The 16,662-nt window shown below is 68.7% G+C and carries 15 protein-coding genes; 5 read left to right on the top strand and 10 right to left on the bottom strand.

Features of this window, described 5'->3' with window-relative positions:
* Nucleotides 1-78: 78 nt before the first annotated feature.
* Both LRQ07_RS01415 and LRQ07_RS01410 read left to right on the top strand, forming a co-directional pair.
* Nucleotides 79-750, top strand: a complete 672-nt coding sequence (locus LRQ07_RS01415; protein WP_134352770.1) for a response regulator transcription factor — start codon at nt 79-81, stop codon at nt 748-750.
* 10 nt (nt 751-760) lie between these two features.
* Nucleotides 761-1,837 carry a HAMP domain-containing sensor histidine kinase gene (locus tag LRQ07_RS01410; protein ID WP_319944136.1) on the top strand — a complete coding sequence of 359 codons (1,077 nt, stop codon included), beginning with the start codon at nt 761-763 and terminating at the stop codon, nt 1,835-1,837.
* 84 nt (nt 1,838-1,921) lie between these two features.
* Here LRQ07_RS01410 and LRQ07_RS01405 read toward each other — a convergent pair whose 3' ends face one another.
* The 4 genes from LRQ07_RS01405 to LRQ07_RS01390 are packed head-to-tail and all read right to left on the bottom strand — an operon-like array spanning nt 1,922 to nt 6,127.
* The gene (locus LRQ07_RS01405; RefSeq protein WP_256535618.1) at nt 1,922-2,962 is read right to left on the bottom strand and encodes an NAD(P)-dependent alcohol dehydrogenase; all 1,041 of its coding nucleotides are present in this window, start codon (nt 2,960-2,962) and stop codon (nt 1,922-1,924) included.
* 28 nt (nt 2,963-2,990) lie between these two features.
* Nucleotides 2,991-3,854 (bottom strand): carbohydrate ABC transporter permease, encoded by an 864-nt coding sequence (locus tag LRQ07_RS01400; RefSeq protein ID WP_153243396.1) that lies wholly within the window; start codon nt 3,852-3,854, stop codon nt 2,991-2,993.
* The gene (locus LRQ07_RS01395; protein ID WP_256535617.1) at nt 3,851-4,708 is read right to left on the bottom strand and encodes a carbohydrate ABC transporter permease; all 858 of its coding nucleotides are present in this window, start codon (nt 4,706-4,708) and stop codon (nt 3,851-3,853) included. Before LRQ07_RS01395 ends, LRQ07_RS01400 begins: the two co-directional genes overlap by 4 nt.
* A 42-nt stretch (nt 4,709-4,750) precedes the next feature.
* Nucleotides 4,751-6,127 (bottom strand): ABC transporter substrate-binding protein, encoded by a 1,377-nt coding sequence (locus LRQ07_RS01390; RefSeq protein WP_256535616.1) that lies wholly within the window; start codon nt 6,125-6,127, stop codon nt 4,751-4,753.
* A 118-nt stretch (nt 6,128-6,245) separates the two neighbouring features.
* On the opposite strand from LRQ07_RS01390, the gene LRQ07_RS01385 reads away from it, so the two are divergent.
* Nucleotides 6,246-7,154 (top strand): sugar-binding transcriptional regulator, encoded by a 909-nt coding sequence (locus tag LRQ07_RS01385; RefSeq protein ID WP_256535615.1) that lies wholly within the window; start codon nt 6,246-6,248, stop codon nt 7,152-7,154.
* A gap of 9 nt (nt 7,155-7,163) precedes the next feature.
* Here the strand turns inward: LRQ07_RS01385 and LRQ07_RS01380 are convergent, their stop codons facing one another.
* Nucleotides 7,164-8,684 carry an SDR family NAD(P)-dependent oxidoreductase gene (locus tag LRQ07_RS01380; RefSeq protein ID WP_256535614.1) on the bottom strand — a complete coding sequence of 507 codons (1,521 nt, stop codon included), beginning with the start codon at nt 8,682-8,684 and terminating at the stop codon, nt 7,164-7,166.
* 71 nt (nt 8,685-8,755) lie between these two features.
* Between LRQ07_RS01380 and LRQ07_RS01375 the strand changes: the two genes are divergently transcribed.
* Together LRQ07_RS01375 and LRQ07_RS01370 are read left to right on the top strand one after the other, a co-directional pair.
* Nucleotides 8,756-9,037, top strand: a complete 282-nt coding sequence (locus LRQ07_RS01375; protein ID WP_232762825.1) for an ArsR/SmtB family transcription factor — start codon at nt 8,756-8,758, stop codon at nt 9,035-9,037.
* The gene (locus LRQ07_RS01370) at nt 9,034-9,426 is read left to right on the top strand and encodes a VOC family protein (protein ID WP_256535613.1); all 393 of its coding nucleotides are present in this window, start codon (nt 9,034-9,036) and stop codon (nt 9,424-9,426) included. The genes LRQ07_RS01375 and LRQ07_RS01370 overlap by 4 nt, the downstream gene beginning before the upstream one ends.
* A 6-nt stretch (nt 9,427-9,432) precedes the next feature.
* Here LRQ07_RS01370 and LRQ07_RS01365 read toward each other — a convergent pair whose 3' ends face one another.
* From LRQ07_RS01365 to LRQ07_RS01345, 5 genes are read right to left on the bottom strand one after another with little or no spacing between them, the layout of a single operon-like run.
* The gene (locus tag LRQ07_RS01365; RefSeq protein ID WP_256535612.1) at nt 9,433-10,191 is read right to left on the bottom strand and encodes an SDR family NAD(P)-dependent oxidoreductase; all 759 of its coding nucleotides are present in this window, start codon (nt 10,189-10,191) and stop codon (nt 9,433-9,435) included.
* A 34-nt stretch (nt 10,192-10,225) separates the two neighbouring features.
* Nucleotides 10,226-11,524, bottom strand: coding sequence for an ATP-NAD kinase family protein (locus LRQ07_RS01360; RefSeq protein ID WP_256535611.1), 1,299 nt, complete (start codon nt 11,522-11,524; stop codon nt 10,226-10,228).
* The gene (gene gcvPB / locus LRQ07_RS01355) at nt 11,521-13,104 is read right to left on the bottom strand and encodes an aminomethyl-transferring glycine dehydrogenase subunit GcvPB (RefSeq protein WP_256535610.1); all 1,584 of its coding nucleotides are present in this window, start codon (nt 13,102-13,104) and stop codon (nt 11,521-11,523) included. Before gcvPB ends, LRQ07_RS01360 begins: the two co-directional genes overlap by 4 nt.
* The gene (gcvPA, locus tag LRQ07_RS01350) at nt 13,101-14,489 is read right to left on the bottom strand and encodes an aminomethyl-transferring glycine dehydrogenase subunit GcvPA (RefSeq protein WP_256535609.1); all 1,389 of its coding nucleotides are present in this window, start codon (nt 14,487-14,489) and stop codon (nt 13,101-13,103) included. Before gcvPA ends, gcvPB begins: the two co-directional genes overlap by 4 nt.
* Nucleotides 14,486-16,588, bottom strand: a complete 2,103-nt coding sequence (locus LRQ07_RS01345; RefSeq protein WP_256535608.1) for a beta-galactosidase — start codon at nt 16,586-16,588, stop codon at nt 14,486-14,488. The genes gcvPA and LRQ07_RS01345 overlap by 4 nt, the downstream gene beginning before the upstream one ends.
* Nucleotides 16,589-16,662: the final 74 nt, after the last annotated feature.

The following is a 16,662-nucleotide window of genomic DNA, read 5'->3' as shown; positions in this document are numbered from 1 at the left end:
GAAGGAGGACGCGCGTTGCGAGGACGTATGCGCTTTTCCATATGCTCCCGATATGCCCCACTGCGTAGGATCGCAGCCATGCGTGTACTGATCGTCGAGGACGAGCCCTACCTCGCCGAGGCGGTGCGGGATGGGCTGCGCCTGGAAGCGATCGCGGCCGACATCGCGAACGACGGCGACACCGCGCTGGAGCTTCTGAGCATCAACTCCTACGACATCGCCGTGCTCGATCGCGACGTTCCGGGCCCGTCCGGCGACGACATCGCGCGGTGGATCGTGGCCTCCGGCACCGGCATCCCGATCCTGATGCTCACGGCGGCCGACCGTCTCGACGACAAGGCCACCGGATTCGAGATCGGTGCCGACGACTACCTGACCAAGCCCTTCGAGCTGCGCGAGCTCGTGCTGCGTCTGCGTGCCCTGGACCGACGCAGACAACGATCCCGGCCGCCCGTGCTCGAGGTCGCGGGGCTGCGCCTGGATCCGTTCCGTCGCGAGGTGTACCGCGACGACCGCTACGTCGCCCTCACCCGCAAGCAGTTCGCCGTGCTGGAGGTGCTCGTCGACGCCGAGGGAGGGGTGGTCAGCGCCGAGCAGCTGCTGGAGCGGGCCTGGGACGAGAACGCCGACCCGTTCACCAACGCCGTGCGCATCACCGTGTCCTCGCTGCGCAAGCGTTTGGGTGAGCCGTGGCTGATCTTGACGGTGCCCGGCGTCGGATACCGGATCGGGACGGACGCCGATGCCTAGGCGGCGCGGGATGAGTGCCCGGCTCAAGCTCACGCTGAGTTATGCCGCCGTCGTGGTCGTGTCGGGAGGTCTGCTGCTCGCCGCGGTGGCGCTGTACCTGCTGCGGTACGTGCCGGATGTGCAGATCCCGTATATCGAGTTCTTCGTGCCGAACCGCTCCGACCTGATCCGGGCGTTCGTCCCGGTCGCGTCGATCGTCATGGTCGTCCTGCTGGCGCTGGGACTGGGCGGAGGGTGGCTGCTCGCGGGACGGATGCTGGCGCCGCTCACCCGGATCGGCGACGCTGCCCGGCTGGCGGCGCAGGGCTCACTCTCCCATCGGATCGCGCTGCCCGGCCCGCGCGACGAGTTCCGCGACCTCGCCGATGTCTTCGACTCGATGCTCGAGCAGCTCGAGGCGCATGTCGCGGAACAGCAGCGGTTCGCGGCGAACGCCTCGCACGAACTGCGGACGCCCCTCGCGATATCGCAGACCCTGCTCGAGGTCGCCAGAGACGATCCCGACCGGGATGTCGATGCGCTGATCACCCGTCTGCGCGAGGTGAACACCCGCGCGATCGACCTGACCGAGGCGCTCCTGCTGCTCAGCCGCGCGGATCAGCGGACGTTCCCCCGTGAGATCGTCGACCTCTCGCTCCTCGCGGAAGAGGCGGTGGAGGCGCTGCTGCCGCTCGCCGACCGCCGCGGGGTCGCGGTGGAGGTGGGCGGGGCGCCCGCGCCGGTGCTGGGTTCCGCCGCGCTGCTGCCGCAACTGGTGACGAACCTCGTGCTGAACGCGATCGTGCACAATCTGCCGTCCGGCGGATCCGTCGCCGTGCGCACGCACGCGATGCCCCACGCCGTTGCACTCGTCGTCGAGAACACCGGAGCGTTGCTGCCCCCCGATCGCGTGGCCACCCTCGTCGAGCCGTTCCAGCGCGGCGCCGACCGCACCCGCGGAGAGGACCATGCCGGTGCCGGGCTCGGCCTCGCGATCGTCGACCGCATCACGCAGGCCCACGGCGGAACTCTGGTGCTCACGCCTCGCACGGACGGCGGCCTGATCGTGACGGTGTGGCTGCCGCATCCGTATCCGCCCACTCACTGACGACACTGCCGCTTTCGAATCGCGCATATGGTCGCATCCCGCCGTCGGATCGAGCCATATGCGCGATTCGAAAGGCGCCTCGGCTCACGCGGCAGTGAGAGCGGGGATGATCATGGTCTTGATCGCTTCCGGATCCGTCTTCGCCTTCATCAGTGCATCCTCGACGCCGTCCAAGCCGTATCGTCCGGTCACGATCCCCGAGGTGTCGACGATGCCACGGGAGATCAGGTCGATCGCCGTCGGCCATGTGTTGACGTACCGGAAGGTACCGGTGAGCGTGATCTCTCGGTGCTGCAGCATCGCGACAGGAACGTCGAGCTGATTGCCACCCATGCCGACGAGGACCGCGATGCCTCCACGGACGATCGTCGGCAGCGCGGCACGGATCGCCTGGGCGCTGCCCGATGCATCGATGTAGATGTCGAAGTACTGGTCGAAGCGAGCGAGGCCGTCGCCTGCGGAATCGATGACCTCGTCCGCCCCTCGCGCGCGGGCGAAATCCCGCCGTTTCGCAATCGGATCACTGATGACGACCTCGACGGCACCGAACGACTTCGCGACCTGCGCGGTCAGGACGCCGATCGGGCCGGCGCCGGTGATGAGCACCCTCGCGCCCGCCGTGACACCTGCACGACGGGCTGCGTGGATGGCCACCGAGACGGGTTCGGCGAGCGCGGCCTGCTCGTCGGTCATGGCCGAGGGGATCTCGTGCGCGAAGTCGGCGTCGACGATCACGAACTCCGCGAAGGAGCCGTCGACCGGCCAGGCACCGAAGAAGCGGATGCTCGGGCACAGGTGATAGGCGCCGCGCTTGCAGAAGCGGCAGGCGCGACACGGCGTCTGCGGCTCCACAGCGACCCGCGTCCCCACGCGGCTCGCATCGACGCCCGCACCCACGGCGACGATCTCCCCCGCGGTCTCGTGCCCGAGCACGACATGGTCCCGGACGACGATGTCTCCGACGGCACCCGATTCGAAGAAGTGGGTGTCCGAGCCGCAGACGCCGACCGCGGTGACCTTGATGAGGACGCCGCCCGCACCCGGGGAGGGGACCGGGCGACTCTCGAGCTCTACGCGCTTCGGCCCGGTGAGCACGCTGGCGTACATGGTGGAAGGAACGGACATGGGTGGCACCTTTCGGTCGTGCGGGCTTTCAGCCTTTGACAGTGCCGGCGGTGAGACCGCCGACGATCCAGCGCAGTGAGAACACCGCGAAGAGAATCCCGGGGATGAGGGAGACGACCGTGGCCGCTGCCATGGGTCCCCAGTCGATGGATTGCGCGGAGATGTACTGCTGGATCCCGGTCGTGATGACCTGCGTGTTCTTCCCCGCCAGCACCAGCGGCAGCGTGTAGCTGTTCCACGCCCAGACGAAGGAGAGCATCAGACTCGCGCCGAGGCCCGGTGCGATCAGTCGCAGGAGCACGTGACGGAAAGCAGTCCAGCGCGTGCCCCCATCCATGGCCACCGCTTCCTCCAGCTCGCCGGGCAGATCTTCGATGAAGGAGCGGAGCATCCACACCAGCATGGGCAGCGTGACGAGTTGATACGCCAGGATCAACCCCAGATGAGAGTCGTACAGGCCCGTCTTCTGGAACAGCAGATACAGCGGCAGGATGATCAGCAATTCGGGAGCGAATCGCAGGGACAGGATCCCGAACGCGATGTTCTCGCGTCCCCGGAACGAGAAGCGCGCGAGTGCGTACGCGGTCGGAAGGCCGATCACGACCGTCACGAGCAGCGACCCCACCGTCACGATGAGCGAGTTCACGAACGGGGCCATGAACTTCGCACTGCTCAGCACCTCGACGTAGTTCGTCAACGTCGGAGTGAAGACGAAGGTGGGCGGGTAGGCGACGATGTCTTCGGCCTTCTTGAACGACATCATCACGATCCACACGAGGGGCGCGAGCGCGAAGACGCTCCACACGCTCAGCGACGCGATCACCGCACCGTGCCGCAGGAGCTTCTTGCGACGACGGGACCGGGCGACGGAACCGCTCGGAGAGACGTTCATGCTCCCGCCTCCGCCCGACGCGCCCGGAGCAGCACGGACGACAGCAGGTTGCACAGCACCCACAGCACCACGAGGGCCGCCATCGCCGCGCCGAAGTTCATGTTGCGGATGCCGTCCAGGTAGGCGAGCACATGGAGGTTGGTCGTCGCGTCCACGGGCCCGCCCTTGGTCGTCGTGTAGATGATGTCGAACATCTTCAAGGAGTCGATGCCGCGGAACGCGATGATCACGATGAGCACGGGCACCAGCATCGGCAGCGTGATGGAGAAGAAGTTCCGGACCGGACCCGCACCGTCGACCGCTGAGGCCTCGCGAAGCTCCTGCGGAACGCTGCGGAGGCCGGCCTGTGCGAGGAGCACGACGAACGGGGTGAAGATCCAGATGTCGATGATCATCACCGACCACAGGGCGCTGTCGAGGCCGTTGAGCCAGAGCAGCCCGGGCTGGCCGACGGCTTCGAGAATCCAGTTCACGACACCGTTCTCGGTCAGCATCACCTTCCACATCAGCGCGGCGATCACCGGGGGCAGCAGGAGCGGCAGGACGATCAGCAGGCGGAACGTGCTGCCGTACGAACCGTAGTTCAGCAGCATCGCGAGTCCGATGCCGAGAACGCACTCCACGCTCACGACGACGACGGCGTACAGCAGCGTGATGCCGATCGCGTGCAGCCCCTCCCCGGTGACGAACAGATTGAGGTAGTTCGCGCCACCGTTGAATGTCGGCGCACCCCGGTTCAGTCGGTAGGACGTGAACGACCACCAGACGCCGGTGAGGAAGGGGTAGAGCACCGCCACGAGAACAGCGAGTGCCGGCAGGACGAGCAGGTACGGCAAATGAGGTTTGGGCTTCATGACTCTCTGTCCACTCCGATCGTCATCTCCGGTCCGCCGAGGTCACTCGATCGCCGCGTCGATCTTCGTTGCCGCGTCATCCAGAGCGTCCTTGACGGATGCCTTGTCGAGCAGCGCCGACTGGATCGCGGTCGCCCAGATGTCGCCGACCGTCGTCCAGCTCGCAGACGGCGCGTACGGCCACTCCGCATAGTCGGTCAGGGTCTTCTTCCAGACCTCGTTGTAGTCCCCCCAGCCTTCGGTCGCGGCCGAGAGTTCAGGGCTCTCGGCGACGGAGACGCGCGTCGGGTTGAGGTTGCCGTTCGCGATGGAATCCGTCAGCAGCTCCTTCGACGTCGCCCACTGGATGAACTGCCAGGCAGCACCCTTGTGCGTGGACGCCGCGTTCATGCCGAGCGACCAGACCCACATGCTCGACGCGCGCCCCTTCGGCCCCTCGGGCGGCAGCGCGTAGCCGACCTTGCCCGCGATCCCACTGCCCTCCTTCTCGAAGTCGGGGGCCATGTGGTCGGCGTCAATGTAGAACGCGGAGTTCCCGGCGAGGAAGTCCTGCTGCGCCTCGTACCACGTGTACGTGCTCGCCGCTTCCGGCGCGGTGCGCATGAGTTCGATCCACTTGGTGACGGCCTCGTTGCCCGCCTTCGAGTTCACGGTGGCTTTGCCGTCGGTGATGTCCTGGACGCCGTAGGCCCCGGCGAACGTGGAGAACGGGTTCAGGGTGGGGTAGGTCTTGTCGCCACGACTGACGAACCCGGAGATGGTCTTGCCGTCGAACTCGGTGCCGTCGAGCTTCTGCGCGGCGGCGATGAGCTCGTCGATCCTCTGTGGCACCGCGACGCCGTTTGCCTCGAGGATGTCCTTTCGATAGAAGAGGGCGTAGCCTTCCTCGTTCGCGGGAATCGCCCAGAGACCTCCTTCGCCCGCACCGTCGAACTCCGTGGTGTCCCACCGCTCCGCTTCGATGAGCGACGGGAAGAAGTCGTCGAAGTCGTAGTCCGGAGCTGTCTGCGTGTCGTCGTCGACCCACGGCTGCAGGTCTTCCATCCAGCCGGCCGCGGCGTACTGGTAGTTCATCGGCTGGGACGTCATGAAGACGTCGTAGCCGGCCGCGCCGGACTGGAGCTCGGTGAGGATCTTCACCATGTAGTCGGACTCGGTCAGCGTCTCGATGTCGACGTCGATGCCGGTCTTCTCCTCGAAGTCGGACACGTGGTCAAGGACGGCGTCGGAGAGGGGATGCTCGCTCATGAGGATGCTCAGCTTCTCGCCGCTGTAGTTCGTCCAGTCGAACGACGAGACGTCGGTCGAGGACGTCGTGCTGTCGCTCGGCGCGCAGCCGGCCAGGAGGCCGGCGGTGGTGAGGACGACGACGGCGGCGGTGATGCTGTGGGCGCGCGCACGCTTTCGGCTGTTGTTCATCGATACTCCTTCGAACTGCGACGGGTTCCGTGTGACTTGCGTTCGAGAGTACAGGGACTGTCCTCATGTGAGTCACTAGAGTGCTCATATGTGCACAACTCTTTCAACAACCGAATCTGTGCAGTATGCGTACGCTGCCGTCCAGAATCTCCAGCACGGACGATCGACCATCGAGATCGCCGAAGAACTCGGCATCTCGCGATTCCTCGTGGGGCGGATGATCCGGCGAGCGCGCGAGGACGGTCTCATCGAGGTCCGCACCCGTTTGCCGGAGCCCATCGCTCCCGAGCTCTCGAAAGCACTCAGCCGCGCCTACGGTCTCGAATCGGCACTCGTGGCCCTCACCCCCTCGAAGGACGAGACACGCACCCGCACGACGATCGCGAGCATCGGTGCACGCTTCCTGAGCGAGACCATCGGCGAAGACGCCATCGTGGGTCTCGGCCCCGGGCGGACGATCCTCGACACGTGCGGCCGCATCCGGGAGGTGGCCACCTGCGACGTGGTCCAGCTCACCGGCTTCGCCTCGGTCGACGCGGGGACGCACCTCGAAGCGATCAGTCAGCTCAGCGGCGTCGCCAAGGGGAGGATGTTCGCCCTCCCCGCCTCGTTCGTCACCCGGAGTGCCCACTCGTGGGACGCGGTGACCCGGGAGCCCGCCGTGCAACAGGCCCTGGCGCGCATCGACCACATCGACATGGCAGCGCTCACGGTCGGTGGTTGGCCGGGCAGCTCACTGCTGGCTTCCCAGCTCGACGAACTCGACGAACTCGCTCCCCTCCTGCGCCGAGGGGTGGTCGCCGAACTGGGCACGACCCTGCTCGACATCGACGGCAACGAGGTCGACGGCCTCCACCGACGCCTGATCGGGATCACCACCGCGCAGCTGGAGCGCACCCCGACGCGCATCGCCCTCGGCGGGGGTGCGGGCAAGCAGCGCGCCGTGCTCGCCGCCCTGCGATCCGGACTCGTCACCACCCTGATCACCGATGAAGGGACGGCGCGTGCCGCTCTCGACGCGCTCTGACCCGCGGCTTCACCAGGGGCTGGGCTCGTAGTCCTTCAGGAACACGCCGTGGATGTCCTCCCCGGCCTCGCCGCGCACGATCGGGTCGTACACACGGGCGGCACCGTCGACCAGATCGAGCGGCGCGTGGAAGCCCTCTTCCGCCAGCCGGACCTTCGTGTAGTGCGGGCGCTCGTCGGTGATCCAGCCCGTGTCGACCGCGGTCATCAGGATGCCGTCCTTCTCGAGCATCTCGCCGGCGCTGGTGCGGGTGAGCATGTTGAGCGCGGCCTTCGCCATGTTCGTGTGCGGGTGGCCCGGCCCCTTGTAGCGGCGGGAGAACTGCCCCTCCATCGCCGAGACGTTCACGACGTAGGTGCGGCGCGCCTCGGACGCGGCCATGGAGGCCCGCAGCCGGCTGATCAGCAGGAACGGGGCGGTCGTGTTCGCGAGCTGCACCTCGAGCATCTCGAGCGGGTCGACCTGCTCGATCGACTGCACCCAGCTGTTGACGCGGTTCACATCGGGCACGAGCCCGCCGGCGTCGATCGCGGTGCCGTCCGCGTGCTTCTCGAGGGAGGAGGACCCGGGGGCCATCGCGAGGCGAGCCAGGTCTTCGGCCGTGAACGCCTGCCCGCCCTGCTCCGCGACGGTGCCGCCGAGCGCCGCCACCGACAGCAGCGGATGCGAGTCGACCGAGGCCTGCAGCGCCTGCGGATGCGGATCGACCGTGTGCCCGAACGTCTCCATCTCGGGCAGCGGTCCGTCGGGGAGCGGCTGCAGCTCGGCATCCGCGAGCAGCGAGTACGCCCCCGGCGAGCGCCGTACGGTCTGGGCGGCGTTGTTGATCAGGATGTCGAGCGGCCCCTGAGCGGCGACCGAGTCCGCGAGCCCGATGACCTGTGCCGGGTCACGCAGGTCGATGCCCACCACCCTCAGACGGTGCAGCCAGTCGGCGGAATCGGGCAGCGCGGAGAACCGGCGCACAGCATCGCGCGGGAAACGCGTCGTGATCGTGGTGTGCGCCCCGTCTCGGAGCAGGCGCAGCGCGATGTGCATGCCGATCTTGGCGCGGCCGCCCGTGAGCAGGGCGCGCTTGCCGGTGAGGTCGGTGCGGGCGTTGCGCTTTCCGTGGCTGAAGCGGGCGCAGTCGGGGCACAGCTGGTGGTAGAACGCGTCGACCTGCGTGTACGGCTGCTTGCAGATGTAGCAGTTGCGCGGCTTGAGGAGCTCGCCCGCGATCGGGGCGTCCACGACGCTGGTGGCGAGGTCGTGGCCCCGGGTCTCGTCGTCGATGCGGTCGGGGGCACCGGTGGCGGTGCGGGCGACCACGGCCTTGTCGGCCTCGGCGATCGCGTCGCGGATCTCCTTGCGACGCACGCGCTTGACGGCCTTGAACATGGCCGCGGTCGCGTGGCGCACCGCGACGAAGTCCGGGTGCTCGTTGTCGATCGTGTGCAGTTCGGCGAGCACGCGCAACGTCGTGGCGAGGTCGTCGGGGTCGATGCCCGGTCCGAGGTCGGGTGCAGCGTCGGAGGGGGCGTCGGTCATTGTGCCGATTTTACGCCAGTGTCCTGGGGTTCACTTGATAGGCAAGGTTTCACTTGCCTATTATGGGCGACATGGCCGATCTGTTCCACGCCCTCGACGACGAGACGAGGCGACGCATCCTCGACGAGCTGTCGAGGCGGGACGGACAGACGCTCTTCGAGATCTGCACGACGCTGGCGATGCGCCATGGTGTGACGCTGACCCGGCAGGCCGTCTCCCAGCACCTCGCCGTGCTTGAGTCGGCCGAGCTCGTCTCCACAGAACGGCGCGGCCGCTCAAAGTTCCACTACTTCCACCCGGAGCCCATCGCCCGTATCGCCGAGCGCTGGCCAGACACACGGAGCACCCCATGAGAATCGAACTGACCAGCATCTTCGTCGATGACCAGCGCGCGGCCCTGGCCTTCTACACCGACGTGCTCGGCTTCACGAAACACCACGACATCCCCCTCGGCGATGCCGCCTGGCTCACGGTGAGGTCACCCGAAACCCCGGAAGGACCGGAGCTCCTGCTCGAGCCCTCGGGACACCCCGCGGTCAAGCCCTATCGCGACGCCCTCGTCGAAGACGGCATCCCCCTCGCCCAGTTCGCCGTCGACGACCTCGCCGCCGAGCACGCGCGCCTGACCGGGCTCGGCGTCGTCTTCACGCAACCACCGACCGACATCGGCAGCGCTCTCGTCGCCGTGCTCGACGACACCTGCGGCAACCTCATCCAGGTCGTCCAGATGAAGGAGGCATGACCGCGACTACGCGATGCCGCCGCCGTCCACCACCAGGGCCGAGCCGGTCACGTACGAGGAGTCGTCGCTCGCGAGCCACACCACGGCCTGTGCGACCTCGCTCGGCTCTCCCATCCGGCGCAGCGGACGGTCGGCGGCCTCGGCGAGGAAGGCGTTCGTGTCCTGCGCGAGCTGACGCGCCTCGTCGCGCAGCATCCCGGTGTTCACGTCTCCGGGGTTGATGGAGTTCACGCGGATGCCGGCGGGCCCGTGGTCGATCGCGAGCGCGCGGGTCATGTTCACCACGGCGCCCTTCGACGCGCAGTACGAGATCGCCTGACCTCCGCCCTTGAGGCCCCACCCCGATCCCGTGTTGATGATCGAGCCGCCGCCGGCCGCTTCCATGATCGGCACGATGTGCTTGCACATCAGGAAGATCGACCGCACGTTCACGCCGAACACCCGGTCCCACTCCTCGACGGTCGTCTCCACGGCCGTGGTGCGGCGGATGATGCCCGCATTGTTGAAGACGACGTTCACGCCGCCCAGCTCGGCCACCGCGGTCGCGATGACCCGCTCGATATCGGCCTCGCTCGCGACGTCGGCGGCGATCGCGATGGCCGAGCCACCCGCCGCACGGATCTCCGCGGCGACGCCTTCGGCCGCCTCCGCGTTCAGGTCGACGACGGCGACGGCAGCGCCCTCCGCAGCGAGCGCGAGCGACGTGGCACGACCGATGCCTCCGGCGCCGCCGGTGACGATGGCCTTCTTGTTCTCGAGACGCATGGGGTGTCCTTTCGGGTTCGTTCCGCCGAATCGGTCAGGCGGGGGTCAGTTCGGGGGCGGTCACGGCGTAGAGGCTGCGGGTGCCGACACCGGTGATGATGCGGACGTGTCCGGCGAGTCTCGCATCCAGATCAGGGTCGCCGGTGTCGACGAGAAGGGGCCTGCCGTGCAGGTCGATGAGCTTCTGCTCCGGTGCGACGACCAGGAGCGGATCGGGGCCGATGGCGCGCAGGACCGCGGCCGAGAGCTGCTGGTTGCCCCGCCCGAGCAGGAATCCTTGGCCGCCGATCACGGTGATCACGGCCTGGGCGGGGCCCTGCGCGATCTGGGCGAGGAGCTCCTGTTCGCTGGCTCCCCGCACGCGCACGGCACCGTCGAGGACGACGTCGACGCCGAGAGGGGATCCTTCGACGCCGAGCTGCCTCGCGATCTCGGCCGTCGTGCCGCCGGGACCGAGCAGATAGCGGACACCTGGGAGCATGCGCGCGACGGCTCCCCGCGCGGCCGCTTCGACGGCGGCGGCCTCGGTGACCGGCGTCGCGGCCTTGCGCGCTTGCGTCCGTCCGGCGCGGTAGGGCACCCGGAGCATCCCGTACAGCGTCGGGTCGACACGAGCCCGCCGCATCGCAGCCTCGTCGATGTCGAGCACCTCGCGGCCATCGGTGGGGAGTCCGGCCCGGTCGATCCAGTCGGCCGCGATCGCCCCGGCCGCCCGCGGGCTGACCGCGAACACGGGCGAGTACATCTTCACGCCCGCCGGAACCCCGAGCACGGCGGGCACCACCGCACCCGCCTCCCCCGCGGCCGACTCCGCCGCCGCCGCAGCCGCAGCCGCAGCCGCAGCCGCAGCCGCGGCCGACTCCACTTGCAGGACGACACGCCAGATGTCGGAGCCTTCACCGGCGGATCGTCCTGCATCTGGCGTGTCGTCATGCATCGGGTCGAAGGAGGCGACCGCATCGAGCCCGGCGCACGCATCCCGCAGGGTCCCGTCTCCACCGACCACGAGGATCAGGTCAGCACCGGCGGCGGCGAGCGCACCCACCGCGGCGGTCGTGTCGGCACCGGCGGTCGCGCGACCGGGAGCCCACACCGCCCGGGGCACGAGCCCCGCCGCACGGACGGCATCGGCTCCCATCGCTCCGTCTGCGGTCGCGACCACGAGTCCCGGATGCCGTGCGGCGAGTTCCGTCAGAGCCAGGACCGCCCGCTCCTGCACGCGGGAGCGGGCACCGCGCGCGAGGGCGAGGTGCTGCACGTCCGCACCGTCGGAGCCGGCGAGGCCCGCGGGCCCGCCGACTCCGGCGACAGGATTGACGACGAGTCCGATCACGACGCGTCGGACTCCGCGGGGAAGTACTTCCGCTGATACGCGCGCCACGTGACCGCCCAGCGCTCGGGGTCGTCCAGATCGTCGTGGTGCGTGTGGTGCACGGTCTGGTTGTGCGGGGCGGTGCGCACCACCTCGGGGGTCTCCCGTGCTTCGCGTGCGACCTCGGCGAGGGTCGCCGCATACTCGTCGAGCTCGGCGAGGGAGTATGACTCCGTGGGTTCGAGCGTGAACGGCTGGGGCACCACGTAGGGGTGGTGGCTGGTCCAGTAGTGCATGCCGAAGTCGGTCATGCGCACACCGATCTCCTCGGATGAGATCCCGGTCTCCCGGGAGAGCTCCTCCCACGAGTAGCGCACCTGCTCGATCCGCCGACGCCCGGTCGCGTAGGGGGCCGAGGCTCCGGGGATCGCGAGCACCTTCGCCATCAGGTAGTTGTTGTTCAGCACGGCGGTCTCGGCGGCGGCCAGTAGACCTTCGGCTCCGAGCGCCATGATCCACGAGTAGGCCTTCACGAGCGCGGGGATCACCCCGAAGAAGGGGCCGACCGCGCCGATCGACAGCTCACCCGCCTCGGCCACCGCGAAGGTCCCGTCATCCGCACGCACCACCCGCGGCCCCGGGAGGAACGGGGCGAGCGCCGCGCTCACGGCGTTCGCGCCCGAGCCGGGGCCCCCGCTGCCGTGCGGAGTGCCGAACGTCTTGTGCAGGTTGAAATGGCACACGTCGAACCCGGCGTCGCGGGCACGTGTGATGCCGAGGATCCCGTTGGCGTTGGCCTGGTCGTAAGAGGCGAGGGCGCCCACGGCGTGCGCGGCATCCACCCACTCGCGGATCGCCGGGTTGTAGATGCCGGTGTCTTCGGGGTTGGTGACCATGATGGCCGCGGTGCGCGGCGAGAGCGCTGCCTTCAGCGCATCGAGCGAGGGGTATCCCTCGGCGTCGGGGTACACGGTGATGACCTCGTACCCGGCGGCCTTCGCTGCGGCCGCGTTCGAGGGGTGGCTGAAGATCGTGGTGATGACTTCGCGGCGCTGCTCGCCCTCTCCGTTCGCCTCGTGGAAAGCGCGGATCATCGCGATGTTCGCCCAGATCGCCGCCGATCCGCCCTGCGTGTGGAGGGAGACCTCGTCCATGCCGGAGATCTCGGCGAGCATCCGCTCCAGCTGCCAGACGATCTCGAGCACGCCCTGCGCGTCTGCCGGGTCCTGATGAGGGTGCATCGCGGTGAGCTGCGGCGTGTTCGCAAGTAGGTCGTTGATCTTCGGCGCGTACTTCATGGTGCACGTCCCCTGGCCGATGTCGACGTTGAAGTCGGCGCCGAGGTTCTCCTGCGACAGGCGCAGGTAGTGCTTGAGCACACGCATCTGGCCCATCTCGGGGAGCTTCGGCTTCGCGGCCCGACGCAGGGAGGACGGCAGCGCGGCTACCACATCCCCCACCGCCGCGCGCACGCCGGGCTCGACCTGCGAGACCAGCACACCGCGTTCGCCGGGAGTGGTCAGTTCGAAGATGATCGGCTCGTCCCAGCGAGCCTGTTGGAAGCGGCGCAGCGCGGGCTTCGGGGCGACGGGGAGGCTCATCGGTTCTGCTCCTTCGCAGCGAGATCGGAGGCCGTGACCTCAGCGAGCGCGCCCGCCAGAGTGTCGATGTCGGCCTGGGAGGTGAGTTCGGTGACGCAGACGAGCAGGCGGTGCTCGCCCACGACCACGCCGGGTTCGATGCCGCGGGCGCGGAGCGTCGCGACGACCGCGTCCGCCCTGACCTCGCTGAACGTCACGGTGAATTCACGGAGGTGCACGGCATCGTCGTCGAGCGAGACGCCCTGCACCGCGGCGAGCGCCTGCTGGGCGTAGCGGGTGCGGGCGAGCAGCACCTCGCCGAGCTCCGCCATGCCGGCGGGACCCATCAGCGCCAGGTAGACCCCGGCGGCGATGCCCCAGAGGGCCGCGGCCGTGCCGACCCATTCCTTCCCCTCCTCGCGGTGCGCGAAGGAGGTGCGGTCGTAGGCGACGTCACCGAAGCCGTACTCGCCGGGAACGTCGGTGGTCGCGAGCCCGAACAGTCGCGACGGCATCTCCATCACGAACCGCGGATCGTCGTGGACGGCGATGAAGCCGCCGTGGGCGCCGCCGAACCACTGGTGCAGGCCGAGGGACTGGATGTCGCCGGTGACGATGTCCGCTCCCGAGACAGCGGGCGGGGTGAGGACGCCGTAGCCGATGGGGTCGGTGCCGACCACGAGCACGGCCCCCACCGCGTGGGCGGCATCCGCGATGTCCTGCAGCGCGGCTTCCACGGCACCGGTGGCGCTGGGGGTCTCGACCCAGACCGCGGCCACGTCATCGCCCAGCGCGGCGCGGATCGCATCGACGTCGGCGGTGCCGCCGACGGTCGGCAGGTGCTCGAGCGTGAGGTGGGCGCGGACGTAGTCGTGCACCTTCGCGAGCTTCGCGGGGAGCACATCGCTCGCGATCAGCACCCGACCGCGGCCGGTCAGGCGTCCTGACATCGTGAGGCCGGTCGCGGTCGCCTGGTAGCCGTCGTAGGTCGGCACGTTCACGACGTCCATCTCGAGCAGCTCGGCCATCAGCGATTGGTACTGGAACAGCGCCTGGAAGCGGCCGTGGTCCTCATAGGGCTCGCCCGCGTAGGCGGTCAGGAACTCGCTGCGTCCGATGACCTCGTCGACGACCGCCGGTACGTAGTGGTGGTAGGTGCCGGCACCGAGAAAGCTCAGCCGCTCCTGCGTCGAGCGGTTCCTGGCGAGCAGTGCGCGCACGTGCCGCGCGAGGTCCTGTTCCGCGACGAACGGGGCGGGCAGATCGAGCGGCCGCCCGAGCCGGAGGTCGGCCGGGATGTCGGCGTAGAACTCGTCGACCGACGCGGCGCCCACGGCGGCGAGCATCGCCGCACGGGACTCGGGCGCGGTGTTGGGGATGTACGGATGCACGAACGGGGCGGTCATGCGTCCTCCTTCATAGGGATCAGGGTGGCAAAGGGGATGGATTCGGCGCGGGGCGCGGCGAGCACGGCGACGCCGTACCGATCGAGCTCCAGTCGGTCCGTATGGCGCAGACCGGTGAGCAGGTCGACTCCCGGGGTCGGGATCTCGAACGTCACGGGTGCGCGTCCGTGGTTGAGGTAGAAGGTGTAGTCGGTGGTGTCGTCGGCACGGGTGACCGCTTCGACCTCGACATCGGTGTGCTCCCTGGCGGGGACGCCGGCCGTGCGCAGCACGTCGCGGAACACCGGGAGCAGACCTGCGGCGTCGAACATCGCGCTGACGTACCAGGCGGATCCCCGGCCTTCCGCGCGACGGGTCACGGCGGGCAGACCGTCGAGCTCGCCACCGGCATAGCGGCCGCGCACCTCCACGTCGTCCGCCGTTTCGAGCCACTCGCTCCACGACGGAACCGTCAGGATCTCGCCGGCATAGTCGATGCTCTCGGTCAGCCCGTCGGCGATCGGCCACTGCTCGTCGACCTCGATGCCCAGAAGATCGCGCAGCGGCCCGGGTGCTCCGCCGTCGTGCACCTTCTCGGTCGCATCCACCACTCCCGAGAACGGTCCGACGACGAGGTGTCCTCCGCGCTCCACGAAGGAGCGCAACGCGTCGGCCTGCGGCTGTTCGACGATGTAGAGGTTCGGCACCACGATCACGTCGTACGCGTCGAACGGCCCCGTGGCGCGAACCGCATCCACCGGCTGGCCGAGGGTGTACAGCGCGCGGTGCCAGGCCCGGGCCTGCTGCGCCCACTGCAGTCTCTGCGAGGGCAGCGACTCCACGGCGCTGGTCCCCCACCACGAGTCCCAGTCCACGACCAGCGCCACGCGCGAGCGCACCCGGGTGCCGCGCACCTGCTCGAGCCTCTTCAGCTCGTTGCCCAGCTCCTTGGTCTCCCGGAAGCTGCGCGAGCGCTCCCCCCGGTGACCGAGCATCGAGGAGTGGAACTTCTCCTGGCCGTACTTGGCCTGGCGCCACTGGAAGAACATGACGGCGTCCGAGCCGTGGGCGACCGCCTGCAGGCTCTCGATGCGGATCTTGCCCGGCGCCTTGGGCACGTTCACGTCGCGCCAGCTGGTCGCGCTCGCCGAGGATTCCAGCAGCAGCCAGGGCTGTCCGCCCTTGAGCGAGCGCATGAGGCCGTAGTTGAGGGCGGCTCCGACATGCGAGGTCGGGTCGGCGGGTTCCGGATAGGCGTCGTCGGTCACGACATCTTCGATCGCGGCGAAGTCCCAGTAGTCGAGGTCGCGGAACATGCTCATGAAGTTCGTGGTGACCGCGATGTCGGGCGTGACCTCCCGCAGCACGTCGATCTCCACCTGGAACAGCTCCCGCAGGGCGTCGGACGAGAACCGCTCGAAGTCCAACAGCTGGGTCGGGTTGATCGGGCCCGGCGCCTTCTTCGGCGTCTCGATGTGCTCCCAGGAGGTGTAGCGCTGACCCCAGACGTTCACGCCCCAGGCCTCGTTCAGCCCGTCGAGGTCTCCATAGCGATCCTGCAGCCAGCGGCGGAAATGCCTGGCCGACTCGGGGCACCAGCAGCGTGAGGTGTGATCGCCGTACTCGTTCGAGATGTGCCACATCGCGAGGCCGGGGTGCTCCCCGTAGCGCTCCGCCATCGCGCGGGCCATGCGGGCGACGTTCTCACGCCAGATCGGCGACGAGGGGCAGTAGGTCTGACGGGAGCCGAACTCGAGCCGGTGCCCGTCGGAATCCCACGGCACCATCTCGGGGTGGGCCCGCAGCAGCCAGGACGGCGGGGTCGCGGTGGCGGTGGCGAGGTCGATCGCGATGCCGGCGTCCCACAGCAGATCGAGGATGCGGTCGAGCCACGCCCAGTCGTAGACGCCGGGCTCGGGTTCGAGCTGGGGCCAACTGAAGATCGGCAGGCTCACCATGTTCACGCCGGCCTCGCGCATGAGGCGGATGTCTTCGTGCCACGTCTCCTCCGACCACTGGTCGGGGTTGTAGTCGCCGCCGTACGCGAGGGCGTCGAGGCGGACGCGTCGGGCGGGCTGGTCGCCACCGGGTGCGGGCACGAAGCCTCCTCTCTGAGTCATGACCGGCTGATCCGGCGGTGCACTGGTGCGAATCCGCGATCAGCTGTATTCTGTATACAACACACTAGGACGTC

The sequence above is a fragment of the Microbacterium sp. J1-1 genome (assembly GCF_024498615.1).
GTDB lineage: Bacteria > Actinomycetota > Actinomycetes > Actinomycetales > Microbacteriaceae > Microbacterium > Microbacterium aurugineum.
This window is presented reverse-complemented; position numbering and strand designations above follow the sequence as displayed.

Excerpts from the sequence above, each read along its gene's own strand:
- LRQ07_RS01415 (WP_134352770.1), top strand. The coding sequence starts at position 79 with ATGCGTGTACTGATCGTCGAGGACGAGCCCTACCTCGCCGAGGCGGTG.
- LRQ07_RS01410 (WP_319944136.1), top strand. The coding sequence starts at position 761 with ATGAGTGCCCGGCTCAAGCTCACGCTGAGTTATGCCGCCGTCGTGGTC.
- LRQ07_RS01405 (WP_256535618.1), bottom strand. The coding sequence starts at position 2,962 with ATGTCCGTTCCTTCCACCATGTACGCCAGCGTGCTCACCGGGCCGAAG.
- LRQ07_RS01400 (WP_153243396.1), bottom strand. The coding sequence starts at position 3,854 with ATGAACGTCTCTCCGAGCGGTTCCGTCGCCCGGTCCCGTCGTCGCAAG.
- LRQ07_RS01395 (WP_256535617.1), bottom strand. The coding sequence starts at position 4,708 with ATGAAGCCCAAACCTCATTTGCCGTACCTGCTCGTCCTGCCGGCACTC.
- LRQ07_RS01390 (WP_256535616.1), bottom strand. The coding sequence starts at position 6,127 with ATGAACAACAGCCGAAAGCGTGCGCGCGCCCACAGCATCACCGCCGCC.
- LRQ07_RS01380 (WP_256535614.1), bottom strand. The coding sequence starts at position 8,684 with ATGACCGACGCCCCCTCCGACGCTGCACCCGACCTCGGACCGGGCATC.
- LRQ07_RS01375 (WP_232762825.1), top strand. The coding sequence starts at position 8,756 with ATGGCCGATCTGTTCCACGCCCTCGACGACGAGACGAGGCGACGCATC.
- LRQ07_RS01370 (WP_256535613.1), top strand. The coding sequence starts at position 9,034 with ATGAGAATCGAACTGACCAGCATCTTCGTCGATGACCAGCGCGCGGCC.
- LRQ07_RS01365 (WP_256535612.1), bottom strand. The coding sequence starts at position 10,191 with ATGCGTCTCGAGAACAAGAAGGCCATCGTCACCGGCGGCGCCGGAGGC.
- gcvPB (WP_256535610.1), bottom strand. The coding sequence starts at position 13,104 with ATGAGCCTCCCCGTCGCCCCGAAGCCCGCGCTGCGCCGCTTCCAACAG.
- gcvPA (WP_256535609.1), bottom strand. The coding sequence starts at position 14,489 with ATGACCGCCCCGTTCGTGCATCCGTACATCCCCAACACCGCGCCCGAG.
- LRQ07_RS01345 (WP_256535608.1), bottom strand. The coding sequence starts at position 16,588 with ATGACTCAGAGAGGAGGCTTCGTGCCCGCACCCGGTGGCGACCAGCCC.